This window comes from Hymenobacter sp. HDW8, from assembly GCF_011305775.1.
Lineage (GTDB): Bacteria > Bacteroidota > Bacteroidia > Cytophagales > Hymenobacteraceae > Hymenobacter > Hymenobacter radiodurans.
Window position 1 is genome coordinate 4,183,170 of record NZ_CP049907.1, and the last position, 14,000, is coordinate 4,197,169.

10 protein-coding genes, 1 tRNA gene and 1 pseudogene are annotated in these 14,000 nt (G+C 55.8%); 2 read left to right on the forward strand and 10 right to left on the reverse strand.

The genetic code is table 11. From position 1 onward, the window contains the following. Position 1: 1 nt before the first annotated feature. The 5 genes from G7064_RS17950 to G7064_RS17970 all read right to left on the reverse strand — a co-directional run bounded on the left by G7064_RS17950 (position 2) and on the right by G7064_RS17970 (position 6,587). Positions 2-451: a MarR family winged helix-turn-helix transcriptional regulator gene (locus G7064_RS17950; RefSeq protein ID WP_166074657.1), complete on the reverse strand. Its 450-nt coding sequence runs from the start codon at positions 449-451 to the stop codon at positions 2-4. 212 nt (positions 452-663) lie between these two features. Continuing rightward, the gene (locus G7064_RS17955) at positions 664-960 is read right to left on the reverse strand and encodes a rhodanese-like domain-containing protein (protein ID WP_133273553.1); all 297 of its coding nucleotides are present in this window, start codon (positions 958-960) and stop codon (positions 664-666) included. Positions 961-1,066: 106 nt separating this feature from the next. Further along, on the reverse strand, positions 1,067-2,920 hold the full coding sequence (locus G7064_RS17960) for a T9SS type A sorting domain-containing protein (protein ID WP_166074658.1): 1,854 nt from the start codon (positions 2,918-2,920) through the stop codon (positions 1,067-1,069). Positions 2,921-2,992: 72 nt separating this feature from the next. Continuing rightward, positions 2,993-3,778 (reverse strand): PASTA domain-containing protein, encoded by a 786-nt coding sequence (locus tag G7064_RS17965; protein ID WP_166074659.1) that lies wholly within the window; start codon positions 3,776-3,778, stop codon positions 2,993-2,995. A gap of 58 nt (positions 3,779-3,836) precedes the next feature. After that, entirely contained in the window at positions 3,837-6,587 is a 2,751-nt protein-coding gene (locus G7064_RS17970) for a D-alanine--D-alanine ligase (RefSeq protein ID WP_166074660.1), read from the reverse strand. A 108-nt stretch (positions 6,588-6,695) separates the two neighbouring features. Between G7064_RS17970 and G7064_RS17975 the strand changes: the two genes are divergently transcribed. After that, complete coding sequence (locus tag G7064_RS17975) at positions 6,696-7,892, forward strand: phosphoglycerate kinase (RefSeq protein WP_166074661.1); 1,197 nt, start codon at positions 6,696-6,698, stop codon at positions 7,890-7,892. A gap of 61 nt (positions 7,893-7,953) precedes the next feature. Here G7064_RS17975 and G7064_RS17980 read toward each other — a convergent pair whose 3' ends face one another. The 3 genes from G7064_RS17980 to G7064_RS17990 form a co-directional block, all read right to left on the reverse strand. Then, positions 7,954-8,577: a hypothetical protein gene (locus G7064_RS17980; protein ID WP_133273549.1), complete on the reverse strand. Its 624-nt coding sequence runs from the start codon at positions 8,575-8,577 to the stop codon at positions 7,954-7,956. A gap of 35 nt (positions 8,578-8,612) precedes the next feature. Further along, entirely contained in the window at positions 8,613-9,728 is a 1,116-nt protein-coding gene (locus G7064_RS17985; protein WP_240935563.1) for a site-2 protease family protein, read from the reverse strand. 114 nt (positions 9,729-9,842) lie between these two features. Further along, positions 9,843-10,544, reverse strand: a complete 702-nt coding sequence (locus tag G7064_RS17990; RefSeq protein WP_240935565.1) for an HAD family hydrolase — start codon at positions 10,542-10,544, stop codon at positions 9,843-9,845. A 50-nt stretch (positions 10,545-10,594) separates the two neighbouring features. Here G7064_RS17990 and G7064_RS17995 point away from each other — a divergent pair. Further along, a tRNA-Ile gene (locus G7064_RS17995) sits at positions 10,595-10,671 on the forward strand. Between the two features lie 91 nt (positions 10,672-10,762). Here the strand turns inward: G7064_RS17995 and G7064_RS18000 are convergent. Then, positions 10,763-13,000, reverse strand: a complete 2,238-nt coding sequence (locus tag G7064_RS18000) for a xanthine dehydrogenase family protein molybdopterin-binding subunit (RefSeq protein ID WP_166074662.1) — start codon at positions 12,998-13,000, stop codon at positions 10,763-10,765. A gap of 13 nt (positions 13,001-13,013) precedes the next feature. Beyond that, positions 13,014-13,996: pseudogene (locus tag G7064_RS18005) on the reverse strand (FAD binding domain-containing protein). Between the last annotated feature and the right edge of the window lie 4 nt (positions 13,997-14,000).

A 14,000-nucleotide genomic window follows, 5' to 3' on the forward strand; every position in this document is an offset into this window, starting at 1 on the left:
TTTAAGTGAGAACAGAAATAAGTTGTTGAAGTTGAGTGCGTAATGATTCTGCCGCAACTGGCGAAAGCTGGAGTTTGTGTAACATCTGCTGTGGTACTTCGCAGGCCTTAGCTCGCAAATCCTGACCGGCCGGCAGTAGCGCAACCCTAACCGACCGTTCATCGTCCGGGTCGCGGGTACGGCTGAGCAGATGGCGCTGCTCCATGCGCTTGAGCAAGGGAGTAAGGGTGCCTGAATCGAGCAAAAGCTTGTCACCTAGCGCTTTAACGGTCAGCTCCTGATGTTCCCACAGCGCAAGCATCACTAGATACTGTGGGTATGTGAGGTCGAGGGCCTGAAGATAGGGCTGGTAAGCTTTGGTCACTAGGCGGGAGAGCGCATACAGCGGAAAGCACAGCTGATTGTCGAGCTTCAGCAAAGATTCGGGTGACACGCTTAGGTCCTTGGCCATTGAGTAATGATGATAGTGACCACTTATACGTACACAATTAAATTGTGTACAACCAAATTTGAAAATCAGGCATAACCAATTGGCAATGAGTGATAAAAAATTAAATCAAAACAGATGCGTAAGCGCAAAAAAGCCCCCCAACCGCTCTTTAGTAGTTGGGGGGCTTTTTTGCGCTTACGCATCTGATCAGACTCAGCTATGTGTCGCCATTTTTATTGCTGATATGCCGTGATACCGCCAATCAGGTTGCGAACATTGCGAAATCCATTTTGGGCCAAGAAAGCCTTCGCTGCATTAGCTCGGCTGCCACCCTTGCAATGCACAATGACTTCTCCTTCTTTCAGGTCTTCTAGCTCATCTACGCGCTGGGGCAAAGAACCCAGTGGAATGTGCTGGCTGCCTTCAATACGCGATTCTTCGTATTCCCAGCCTTCACGTACGTCCAGAATAACCAGCTTTTCACCAGTAGCCTGTCGCTTCTTCAACTCTTCGGAAGTAATATCGCTCATAATATGGGGGACTATTTGTGGGGGGGATCGTCGGTTTCGGAGCGTAGTTTAGGAAGAAAATTTAACTCATCCATCTTCCAGGCTTTCTTTGTTGTATCCTAACGTATCAATTTAGTGCTATACGCTTCGTGACAACTTCGCCTTGAGGAAGTAAAAACCGCGCCATATACACTCCTGACGGTAGATTTCGCAAGTCCAACTCAGACTGTCCGGTCTGCACGTCGGCTTTTTCCCAAATAGTACGTCCCACGGCATCTAGCACAGTAACGCGCAGGTATCGGCCCTCCACGCGCACTAATCCAGCACTAGGATTGGGATAAACGCTGATACTAGCCGCTAGCAATGGATTGGAAGTAGCGGTGATTATGCTGCCTGCCATTACAGGCCGAATCAGGGGCGCACCAGCAGGCGTGGTAGAGGTTGCCGTCCATGCATTAGCCGCATTCGTAAGTAGATAGCCCTCCGGGACAGTGCTGTTGAGGTCAATGCCGAAAGGGATAAAAAAGCCCAGCGACGCCTGACCATAGCCCACATAAAAAGTCCCGGTCACGTTTACTGGCTGCGAGAAGGCAATATCTACAAATGCTTGTCCGGCAGGCAAACTGGCCGGAATAGTGAAGGTCTGGGAGGCTTTTGGCTCGGCCGTGGGCAAATTAGTTAGCGGGTCCTGATCCCACACGTTCATCGTTATTACCCGGCTTACACCCGTCGGCGACGGATAGATGCGGACACTGCGTACCCGATCAGGACGGTTCAGGTCGAAGCGGTAAGCGAGGTAGCTGGCTGGCCCGGTAGAAAGGGCGGGGAGGCTCACAGTGGCTTCCGCTGAGCCATCGTCGTAAGCGTAGTAATCGGCTAGCTCCGTAATGCGTGAAATAGTGTCGTTGGATAAAGTGAGTGGATTCGTTTCGTTGGTTTGAATGGCAATACGATGCGTTATGCGCTTAGCTTCAGGCGTATTGGGCAAAGGAGAAATACGAACGTCACCCGCAATTACGTCCTGCTGCTGCCGTGCCGACAACGACTTATTGCCCGTCAGAAAAGTAGCCCTTGGGCCGCTTGGGAGGACTTGCAGCGTACCAGTCCAGGTAATAGGCGTGGGGGCGGGGCCTACATCAAAGTTATTGATGGTGGTAAGCGTGTTGGAGTTTAGCTCACTGGCGGCATTGGCGTTAAACTGCTCTATGGGCATCGCCGCGAAGCGCCGCAACAGGCTGGTGAGTGGGGCACTGATGGCAATATCGCGGTAAGAATTGTCGGTGGCAGAGCGGCCGCGGTTCAGCAGGATGTAGTCGAGGCTCCAGGCGTCGCGGGTATTAGCAAGGTTGCCCGTAGCCCTCCACCGAAACTGAAAAGCCGAATGCAGGTATCGGGCTTGATCGACGGCAACGAGCTGTTGCTGAAAATTGGTGCGTGCCCCCGTGCTGAGCTGTACCCAAACCTGCTGCCACAAGCCAGTATTGTCCAGCATTTCCAGTTCTAGGCGCACGGGCTGACTGCCGGTATTTGCCTTCGGCGGCCCCACAATACTTCCCGATTGCCAGAAAAAACTTAGGTACACGCCACTGGCGGCCGTAAGCCCACTTAAATCGATGGGCTGCGAAGTGAGCGTGTCTGTATCGTTATAAGCTGAGGAACTGCCATAAGGCTGACCAGTAGCCGAAAGCCCGTCGAACGTGACTACACCCCGGGAAGGAGGCGCTACCGGAAAGCGGTTATTCACTAAGGTTCCCCCGCCGGGCTCCCAGAACAGTGGTTTTGGCAAGCCTTCGCCCTGGGGGGCAAAATCATCGAATAAAGGCAACGTGACTGCCGTGCCGCGTCGAGCTACGGGAGGCGTACGGATAACAGATTGGCGGCTTTTGTCAACGGTGAGCGGTGTAACTACTTGAGAATGTCCGGCTAAGGGCACCAGCAAGCCAAGCGTCAACAAGGAAAGTAGAAGTTTCGGGTAGCTCATAGACAGCAATTTACGCAAGGTAAACGGCTGCGGATCGGAGAAATTTTACCTGAAGCATTGAAAGCATCTTACTTACTGCACCGCCTTCAACGGCTCATTGCCCGCTACCCATAAATCCACCAACTGACCCATGCGAATAGTAGCGCCAGGAGTGGCTACGGGGCGTTGCTTTACAATGGTGCCATCCACTTGCCCTTCTTCAGCGGGTTGATAGAAAATTTCTCCTACCTGCAAGCCCTGCCCTACGAGTAGGGTAGAGGCCTCATCAGCAGGCATATTGATAACATTAGGCACCGGAAACTCCTGGTTACCCTGTCCGTCACCGACTACTAAATCTACGCGCGTACCTTTCGCAATAGGCGAACCGGGCTCTATCTGCTTGCCGTTCACCAGTTGCTTCAATACCGAGTTTTGGGCCAGATCAGGCACCTTTTGAATCTCGCCCACGACTAGGTCGTAGCTAGCCAGAATCATTTGCGCATTTTTCACGGAGCCTTCCGTGAGCTTGGGCATTTTAATTACCGGCGGGTTTTTCATGCTCACCGAGATATAAATCTTGCGGTCTTCCTTCACCTGCTGGCCGGGGGCCGGGTCCTGCGTGAGCACCGTGTACGCCGGGATGTTGGGGCTATAGCTGGAGTCATCGACGAAGTAGCGCAGGTTGCGCTCGTCGAGGTAGTCTTCTAGGTCGCTTTGCCGCATCCCGGTCACCTTCGGTACCACAATGGTTTCGCCGTGGTTGGTGGTCATGGGCAAGTACACGAAGAAAAAACCGAACAGCAGCAAGGCCACCGCCAAGCCAATTACCACCAAGTGTTTCAGTACGTCGAGTGGGGTATCGGATTTAAGAAAAGCCATTGTGGTATGCTGATGTGCTATGTATTTTAAATATGCTGACTTGAAAGCAGGGCGCAAATTAGCTTTTCGCTTCTATCTCGAGCTTCCGCTGCCGCTCTTTGCCAAATTCCAGAATCCGGTCAATGAAGTCATAGGGTGTGTAGCCGTTCAGCGCCGTTTGGTGGAAGATACAGGTGGCGGGCGTCATTCCAGGCAACGAGTTTACCTCGATAATTAGTACCTCTACGGCCCCGGTTTCGCGCACTCGCACGAAGGCATCAATGCGGGCATAACCCTGAATATTCAGCACTTCGGCCACGCGGCGCAGCTCTTTCTTTACTTCCTCCGATATACGCTGCCGCTCCTTCGGGTTGGGGGCGTAGCGGGCGGGAGTGATGTTCTGACCTTCGCCAGCCAGGAATTTCTCTTCTAAGCTCAACACCTCACCGGTAGCCAGCGCTTCGGACGCTTCGAATACTTCGATATTCAACGAACCATCAGGGCGCCAGTGCGTGAGCAGGCCGCCAGTTACTTCGAGGAAATGCTGGGCACCGTCGCGACTAATTAAGGTTTCTACCAAGAAGGCATCTTTCTGTGGGAATTCTTCCTTGAAGCCAAGATGCAGGGTGCGGGCCGGTTCGGGCAGCAGATCTTCTTGGTTGCGGAAGATGAGCTGGCTAAACGCTTCCAACTCCTGCCGGTTTTTGATCTTCTTTACTGCCGAAGAGCAGCCGTCGTCGGCGGGCTTGGCGATAAAAGGATAATGAAATTGTGTTTCCAGTGAGCGGTAGAAGGTTTCGGCGTCAGCCTGCCACTCCAGACGGGTAGCCATGCGATGCTCGGCTACGCGCAAGCCCGCCTCGCGCAGGCGGCGGTTTGTTTCGAACTTGTTGATGGTTATGCTGCTCGATTCGACGCCAGAGCCATTATAGGGCAAGCCAAATTGCTCCAGCTCTTTTTGCAAAGCGCCATCCTCGCCGGGCCGGCCGTGCAAGGCAATAAACACCTCATCGACCATCTCGGCCAACTCCTCAAACGAAATGCGGCGGGGTTGGGCAGTCGGCTGACCAGCGTAGGTGCCCGTAATAGCCTCAGCTTCACGACGGATGCGGGCTAATACTGGATGCAGCTCGTGGCCGGCTTCAGCGTACTCGATTTTTTCGCGGATGTCATCGGCGTTGTCCTTGAGCATCACGTTGATGGGCAGCACGTAGAGCTTATGCTCCTGGGCTGAGCCCGTCAGAAACACTGGAATGGGCTCGTATTTTACCGAAGAGCTAAGCTTCTCGTAAATATTGCGGCCACTTTCCACCGAAATGTGACGCTCGGAAGAGTAGCCACCCATAATTACGGCTACTTTGGTGCGCTGCCGTTCCTGCTGCTGGCGTGAGGCTACGGCCGCATCTAGCTGCGCCAAAATGCCCCCCAGCCGAACTGGCTGCATGCCTGCGCGGCGCCGCGCGGCCAGCGAAGTCCGAATTAGATACGTTAAAAACTGCGAAGGATTCAGGCCAATTTCGGCGGCCTGATGGAAGAAGAAAGAGGCTGGCAACATGCCCGACGTGGTGTTCGGATCATTCAGGAACAGGCTGCCATCGGTGGCTTGAATAAAGCCATCTAGGCGAGCGTACACCTGAAAGCCGAAGGTGCGAAACATCTCCTGGCAAGCCTCTCGGATTTCCTGAATCTTGTCTTCCGGCAGGTCGATGGGCGTGATTTTGCGGCTCAGGCCGGGCAGGTATTTGGAGCGGTAATCGAACATCTCCTCGCCCTTCACGATCTCGGTGGGGGGCAAAGCCAGCGGTTCGCCGTTCGGATCTTCCACCACAATGCACGAAAACTCGCGCCCTGCCACGAAGCTTTCTATCAATACCTGCGACTCGCCATCGACGTTGGTAAGCAACACTTGCTCAGCCGTCTCAAATTGCTCGTTGAGTGTGTGCAGCAGCTTCTCAGGATGATAAATGAGTTGAGGCTCCTGAGGGGTAGTAGGAACATCAGTCGCGGCTTGTTCACCTTTAACCTCCAATACTACCGGCAGCCCGATGCCTTCCCGAATGTCGGTGAGCTGCTGCAGCCACAGGAGTTTCTGCTCGTCGCTCTTGCCCTGCCACTCACTGCGCGTCAGGGTTTTGCGGAATAAGCTGCGCTCCACGGCGGCCGCAAACTGGGGGGCATTTTTCTCGCGTAGAATCGAGACGCCAATGCTCGAACCCTGGCGCGGGGCTTTAAACACGAGCGGTAAGCCCAGCTCACGTACTAAGTACTCAAGCGTAGCTATTGGATCCGCGGCGTCCCACTCTTCCGTGCTGATGACGCGGAAAGCAGGCGTGGGCCGATTCAGGGCGTGCAGTAATTTCTTCTGGGCAATTTTATCAATGCCAAACGCGGAGGGCAGAATGCCTGAGCCCGAATAGGGAACGCCGTACCACTCCAGCAAGCCCTGAATAGCGCCGTCTTCGCCGCCGGGCCCGTGCAGAGCTAGGAAGGCGAAGTCCATCAGTTCGCGCAGCTCATGCGGCTGCACGCGCCGTCCGACCTCCGCAATAATGCGGTCTTGTTCCTCCTGACTTAGCTCGCCCAAGCTTTCTAGATACACCTGCAAGCGGTGCTCGGAAGGCGGCAGCGCCGACACGGGCGGATAAAAGTCCCGGATAGTGCCTTTATAGATATAATGCCAGTCGAGCAAAATAAAGTTGCCCCGGCTGTCCACGAAGATGGGCACGGCCTGAAACAAGCCTTTGTCCAGGTTGTCGTACACAGTGCGGCCGCCCGCAAAGGATATTTCCCGCTCACGCGACGGGCCGCCGAAGAAGATGCCTATTTTCATACGTAGCGCAAAGGTACGGGGAAAGTAGAACGGATGCGAAACACGGCCACGTCAAAGCTTCTACTACATTCGTCCCGTATAAGGCCTACCAAACCCTACAACTTACTTATGCAAACCCTCGATCAGTACAACTTCGCCGGCAAACGAGCCCTGGTGCGCGTCGATTTCAACGTGCCCCTCGACGACGAGCTGCACATCACCGACGACACCCGCATTCGCGCCGCCACGCCCACCATTCGCAAGATTCTGGCCGACGGCGGCAGCGTTATTCTACTTTCCCACCTGGGTCGGCCCAAGGGAGGTCCGGAAAAGAAATTTTCCCTGCAAAGCATCGCTCCACGCTTGCAGGAAGAATATGGTACGCCGGTACTGTTTGCCAATGATGTACTGAGCCCCGACGCCGCCAAAATGGCCGCTGAGCTGCAACCCGGCCAGATTCTGCTCTGCGAAAACGTGCGTTTTTACAAAGAAGAAGAAGCCGGCGATACGGCTTTCGCCGAGAAATTGGCGCAGCTAGGCGACGTGTACGTGAACGATGCATTTGGTGCTGCCCACCGCCGCCACGCCTCCACGGCCGTGGCCGCCCAGTATTTTGCCCCCCAAGACCGCGTAGCGGGTTATTTGATGCAAAGTGAGCTGGATAACGCCCACCGCGTGCTCACCAAAGCCGAGCGTCCGTTCACGGCTATTATGGGCGGAGCGAAGATTTCGGATAAGATCCAACTCATTGAGCAGCTACTGGATAAAGTTGACAACCTGCTAATTGGTGGTGGCATGGCTTACACGTTTGCCAAAGCGGAAGGCGGTGACATTGGCGGCTCCTTGCTCGAAGCCGACAAGCTGGATCTTGCCTTACACCTGATTCAAAAGGCCAAGGAAAAAGGCGTGAACCTAGTGCTGCCTACCGACTCGCTCATTGCCGACCGGTTCGCCAACGACGCCAACGTAGAAACGGCCCCCAACCACCACATTCCAAACGGCTGGATGGGCCTAGATATCGGCCCGGAGTCGCGCGAGAACTTTGCCAACATCATTCGCCAGTCCCGCACTATCCTTTGGAATGGTCCGATGGGCGTTTTTGAGATGTCAAACTTCTCGGCCGGTACTGAGTTCGTAGCCGCGGCTATTGCTGATGCTACCGCCAATGGCGCCTTTAGCCTCATCGGCGGCGGCGACTCAGCCGCGGCCGTCAACCAGATGGGCTATGCCGACCGCGTAAGTTATATTTCTACTGGCGGCGGCGCGCTGCTCGAATACATGGAAGGCAAAGAGCTGCCCGGCGTAGCGGCCTTAGAAGGACGTTAGAAGCGGCCAACCAATGACACAAAAAAGCCCCCCAGCAACGTTGCTGGGGGGGCTTTTTTCATCAATTAGCATAAGGCGCTTCCAATTCCTGGCCCATACTCAGTAGCGGCGAATCGTCCATTCGGCCGGTGAGGCGGGTGGAGAGGGCACGGGCCTCTTTATCGGTAAGCACCTCCAGCTTGTGTAGCCAGCGCAGCCGTTGTAGTTGGGGCTCAATGAGGCCTAATGGGTTAATATTGCCGTAGTTCTCGCGCAGGTAATCTTTGGTGCGCTGCTCCAGAGCTTCAGTAAAGCGGTACAGCGTTTTGCGCTCATTGGGACGGTCGGCCAGCACTACGCGGGCGTGTGTAGTACTCAGGATAAAGTGATTCCACCAGTTGCGGCGGGCGTACCAATAAAGGGCCACCAAGCCCAAGCCTACACCCAGCGCAACAAGCCCATACACTGACTCAGACTGCTTCAGCGCGAACTGGGTACAAATGATCCACGTGTACAGTAAGCTCAGCAGTTGCCAGCGCGATGGTAACTGGCGGCGACGCTCCACGCGCACAGGCAGCACCTCCTCGTACGGCATCTCCACTTCCAGCGTAATCTGACCACGCCGGTCTTTTCGACAGATATAAAGCCCGTGGGGGCGAAGAGCCAACTGCGTAGTTTGCGTCAGTTGGCGTTGTTCAAGTAGCATAGAATAAGCAAACAAGCGACGTTGCTTCCGCCGACTTAACCGAAAGGCGAAGGCGTGAAGCAGAGCACAAAAATAACCAGCATTACCCAGCCCAGCACCTTACGACCCGCACTTAGCGGACTTTCGTCGGGAGCCGGTGGGTGATAAATGCCCATCACGCGGCCCAGCAGAAACCCAAACACCAGCCAGCCTGGGTTGCCCGCAATGCCCGGTACCGCCAAACTAAGCGCCAGCTGGGCCGCCACTACGCCCAGCACCAGCATCAGCGCCCGGCGCGGCGTGGGCACGGCCCGCCGAAACACGGTAAATAAGTAAAACAGATAAATCGGGCCGCCATACAGCAGCGAGTCATCGGAGCTATCAACAGTAAACAGCCCCAGTCCCGCATAAAAAATAAACCCAATAAATAGTACCGCCGAAATCTGATTGAAGCGCCGGAAACCTAGCAAGCCATATAGAATATGCCCCCCATCAAGCTGACCAATAGGCAACAGGTTGAGCGCCGTAAAGAATAGCGCCAACGAGCCCGCCAGCAACAGGGGGTAGTGCATTAGCTCATTGGGATGAGGAAGTAGCGCCGGATCAGCCAGCCACGACTCCAAGAATTGATAAATGAACGACTTGCCCAAGACTAGACCATCACCACCAGCACTTTTGTACACGTATTGCGCGTAGTCAGCGCCATATACGCGATATTCTGGGTGAACTTGGAAGATGTATTCTAAAGGCGGCAGGTGCGTAAAGCCATACATCAGCACGGGTATAGCCACCAGAAAACCTGCTAATGGCCCGGCCAGCCCAATATCAAAGAATTCCTTTCGAGAGAAAATCCGGTCCTTAATGCGGATAACCGCCCCAAACGTACCAATGGTATTAAAGAAGCCAGTAAAAAACGGAATATAGTAGGGTAGGGTAGCCCGCACCTTATAGTAGCGCGCCGTGAAGTAGTGCCCAAACTCATGCACGGTGAGTACGCCCAAAAATGGCAAGGAAAACCACAGTCCCTCCCGTATTTCGGCCCGTGAAAGCCACACACTTAAAGATCCAACTGTGCGCGGATCAAAAAAAGTACGGCCCGTCATCCACTCCGCCCCGGCCAGCGTGGTCGTTATCAGGGTGATAACAAACAGCAGCAGATGCAGTGTGTACACGCGCCAGCGCGGCGTGGGGGCTTATAGGCGTTGAACTGTCCCCGGTGACGGCGGAAATAGCCGCGGTAGCGAGGTCGAAAATCGTCGTTATGATCGGGCTGGGGCGCCGGAGCGTCAGGCAGAGGGAGTGAAGGCACGGATAGCGGCAGGCAAAGCGTCGGTGAGCGTAAGCGGCGGGGCTAGGAAGAGCGTGTGCAAGCCCAAGCGCTGCGCCGTTTCGATATGTTGAAAACTGTCTTCAATGAAAAGAGTTTCTTCGGCCTGCCAGTTCATTTCGCGCAGTACGTGCTCAAAAATCTCTGGGCCGGGCTTACGTAACCCTACTTCCTGGGAATAAAACACCCGGTCTAGCACATCCGCAATGCCATGCTCAAATCCATACGCAGCCTTGAGGCGCCGGTTTACTTCCTCAATATGAATCACGTTGGTGTTGCTGAGCAGCGCCATCTGATGACCTTGCGCGTGCAGCTTAGCCAGCAACGCCAGCCGGTCGGCGGGCACATCGAGTAGAATAGAATTCCAGGCTGCGTCTAACTCCTCATCGGTGGCGGTAAGCTGGTAGCCCGTACGCAGGCCTTCCCGGAACTCGGCCGGCGTGATGCGTCCGGTTTCGAGCAGGTCAAACAACTCCGACTGATTTTTTTGGTTGTATTCGATGGTGCTCCCGCTGGTAGCAAGGCGGCGCATGGCCTCAATAGGGCGCTGATAATCGATGTTTATAAGTACGCCGCCAAAGTCGAAAAGCAGATTTGGCAAGCGGCGCGGAGCAGGGCTGGGGGGCATTTTTAGAGAATAGCGTTGCAAATTGACGGGCAAAAGTCGTAGTTTGCACCGCCGAAACCAACCTATACGGTTGCGAACGCACCGGGCCCATAGCTCAATCGGTTAGAGCAACTGACTCATAATCAGTAGGTCCTTGGTTCGATTCCAAGTGGGCCCACCATAAAAAAGCCTAAGCCACTTCATTTCAGTGGCTTAGGCTTTTTTTATTACGTGTAGGCTATTGGTATAAAAATGCCTTTTGATTAGTTAACTTAAATTAGCTTATCCGGCGTAATAGGCAACTCCCGAACGCGCTTACCAGTGGCGTTGAATACGGCATTGGCAATGGCCGGAGCTACGCCAATGATGGCAATTTCACCGATGCCTTTGGTCCCCAGGGCATTGACGTAGGGGTCGGGCTTGTTCACGAATGCTACCTGCACGTCCGGTGAGTCGGCATGCACCGGCACGTGATAGTCAGCGAAATCCTTGGTGATGTAGCGGCCAAACCGGTCGTCAATGACGGCGTGCTCCATCAGCGCCATACCAATGCCGCCCACGGCGCCGCCCTTCATCTGGTTACCGGCCGTTTTTTCATTCACGATGGTGCCAGCATCCGCGCAGGATACCAGCTTGCTCACACGCACCTCACCGGTGAGAATATGAACCCGCACCTCAGCAAAGTGTACCGAAAACGAGTACATGGAGAAGTTCTTGGAGGCATCGCCCTGGGGCTTCGACTCCACCGTGACAAAGCCTCCATCGGTCTGCTTGAGCAGGTCGGCAAAAGGGACACGGGCGGCGGGGTTGCTGTTCAACGTGAGGTAGCCGTCATCAAAGACAATGTCTTCCTTCTTGGCCGAGGCAAAGGCTGCGTTGCTGGGAGCCGCCAGCGTGCGCAGCTTTTCCTTCAGTGCTATGCAGGCTTCCTGCACGGCTGGACCCACCGTGTTCACAATGGCCGAGCCACCCTGCGTAGGTGCTTGCGCGAAGTCGGAGTTGCCCAGCTCAAACTTGATTTTCTCGGGCGCCAGCCCCAGCGTATCGGCGGCAATCTGGGTCATGGCCGTGGCTGTGCCGGGACCAATATCGGTGACGGCACTTTGCAGCAACACCGTGCCGTTGGGTAGCAGGCGGATGTTGGCTTTCGAGGAGCCGCGGTGCGCCCCGAAGGTGCCCACGCCCATACCGTAGCCAACGAGCCAGTCACCATCGCGCAGGGAGCCGGGCTTGAGCTGCCGCTTGCTCCAGCCGACGCGCTCGGCCCCGAGCTGGTAGCACTCCTTCAAAAACTTGCTCGACCAAGGCCGGTTTCTCTCGGGATCCTGGTCGGTGTAGTTACGCAAGCGAAATTCTAGAGGGTCGATATTAAGCAGGTGGGCCATTTCGTCCATAGCCGACTCCAAGGCAAACGCGCCAGTCGCCTCCCCCGGGCCGCGCATCCAGATGGGCGAGTTCACATCTAGAGAGGCAATGCGGTAGCGCGTGGTCAGGTTGGGCGACGTGTACATCATGCGCGTCTGGGCCAGCGTCGACTCCGTAAATTCCTCGAAGGTGGAGGTCTGACCGATGGCCTCGTGGGTGATGGCCGTAATTTTGCCGTCGGGAGTGGCGCTCATCCCCAATTTCTGCCAAGTGTAGGGCCGATAGCCCACCATCGTAAACATCTGCTCGCGGGTGAGCATGAGCTTCACCGGCCGGTTTACCACCCGAGCCGCGATGATAGCAGCCGACTCGTGAGGCCAGCTGTGCAGAGCGTTGCCAAAGGCACCGCCCACGTATGTGGCAATTACCTTCACGTTTTCTTCGGGTAAGCCCCACTCCCGGGCAAAGTCGCGGCGCGTGGCCATTGTGCCCTGGGTCTTGTCGTAAATTGTGAGGCGGTCGGGGGCTTCCCAGTGCGCCGTGATGGCCTGTAGCTCCATGGGATGGTGCACCTCGGTAGGCACCACGTACTCGCTTTCCAGCTTGATGGTCCCGGTTTTATAGGCATCCACCTGACCCCGCTGGTAGTCATTCATGGGATGCTTCGGGTTCTTCTTCGCGGAGGTTGGCAGGAAGGCCTGCGTCTTGTTGGCTTCCAAGTTAGTTTGGTGCTTTTCCGGCGCGTATTGCCCCTTCACCAGGCCCGCGGCGAAGCGCGCCCGCTCCAACGAGTCAGCCACTACAATAGCAATGGGCTGGTCGTTGAAGCGGATTTTGTCGTCCTTGAACACCTTGATGGGGCCGCCCACCGTGGCCGGCTGCGAGGGATCTTTGCCCGCCGTATCGAAGCCCGGCACCTTAGGGGAGTTGAAGTGGCTGATAACGGCTAGCACCCCCGGTGCCCGTTCGGCCGCCTTAGTGTCGATGGACGTAATACGGCCCTTGGTGATGGTGCTGCCCACCAGCACGGCGTAGGTGATGCCCGGCAGCTGGTATTCGGCCGAATAGGTAGCGGCACCCGTCACTTTCTGGCGGCCATCCACCCGGTTCATCCGCGCTCCGATTTGCTTTTCTGGCGTTTTCATAATTACTCGGGGGTTAGGCAGCCGCGGCGGTTTTCAACGCCTGAATGATGGTATTAGGACCCAGCTTTAACTTGTAGGCGTTATGCTGGAAGGCTTTCGCGCCCTGCATGGCTACTTCTGCAGCTTGCCGAAAGGTCTCCTCGGTAGCGGGCTTGCCAACTAATACTTGCTCCGCCGCCATCAGGCGCCAAGGCTTGTGGGCGACGCCGCCCATAGCCAAGCGAGCAGCTTTGATGGTGTTGCTGCCGTCAAGGTCCAGCGCCGCAGCCACGGACAAAAGCGCGAAGGCGTAGGAGGCGCGCTCACGCACTTTCTGGTAATGCACATGCTTGGTGAAGGGGCCATCGGGCACCTCCACGGCGGTAATCAGCTCGCCTTGTTCGAGGTTAGTGTCGCGCTGGGGCGTGTCGCCGGGCAGGCGGTGGAAGTCGTTGAAGGGAATACGCCGGTCGCCTTTAGGGCCGCTTACTAGCACTGTGGCATCAAGGGCCACTAGAGCCACGCTCATATCGGAGGGGTGCACAGCGATGCACTTATCCGAGAAGCCAAAAATGGCATGCATGCGGTTGAAGCCTTCCAGTGCCCCGCAGCCTGAGCCGGGCTCGCGCTTGTTACAGGGCAGGGCTGTATCGTAGAAGTAAGGACAGCGGGTGCGCTGCAACATATTGCCCCCCACCGTTGCCATGTTGCGCAATTGGGCCGAAGCACCAGCATTCAGAGCCTGAGCAAGCAGAGGCTGCCGCTCCAGTACCAGCTTGTCTTCGGCTACGGGGCCGTTCAAGGCCAGTGCACCAATGCGGATGCTGCCGTTTTGACTCTCGATTTTGGTGAGCGGCAGTCGGTTGATGTCAATAAGTTTCTGGGGGCAATTATGCCGCGCTTCATCAGATCCAGCAGGTTGGTGCCACCGGCGATAAACTGGGCGTTGGCATCTTCGGCCAACGTGTCGATGGCGGCTTTCTGCTTGCTCGGCCGTACGTATTGAAACTGGTTCATTGCT

Bases quoted from the DNA above. Each gene is read 5' to 3' on its own strand.
- G7064_RS17950 (WP_166074657.1), bottom strand. From the start codon at position 451: ATGGCCAAGGACCTAAGCGTGTCACCCGAATCTTTGCTGAAGCTCGAC.
- G7064_RS17955 (WP_133273553.1), bottom strand. From the start codon at position 960: ATGAGCGATATTACTTCCGAAGAGTTGAAGAAGCGACAGGCTACTGGT.
- G7064_RS17960 (WP_166074658.1), bottom strand. From the start codon at position 2,920: ATGAGCTACCCGAAACTTCTACTTTCCTTGTTGACGCTTGGCTTGCTG.
- G7064_RS17965 (WP_166074659.1), bottom strand. From the start codon at position 3,778: ATGGCTTTTCTTAAATCCGATACCCCACTCGACGTACTGAAACACTTG.
- G7064_RS17970 (WP_166074660.1), bottom strand. From the start codon at position 6,587: ATGAAAATAGGCATCTTCTTCGGCGGCCCGTCGCGTGAGCGGGAAATA.
- G7064_RS17975 (WP_166074661.1), top strand. From the start codon at position 6,696: ATGCAAACCCTCGATCAGTACAACTTCGCCGGCAAACGAGCCCTGGTG.
- G7064_RS17980 (WP_133273549.1), bottom strand. From the start codon at position 8,577: ATGCTACTTGAACAACGCCAACTGACGCAAACTACGCAGTTGGCTCTT.
- G7064_RS18000 (WP_166074662.1), bottom strand. From the start codon at position 13,000: ATGAAAACGCCAGAAAAGCAAATCGGAGCGCGGATGAACCGGGTGGAT.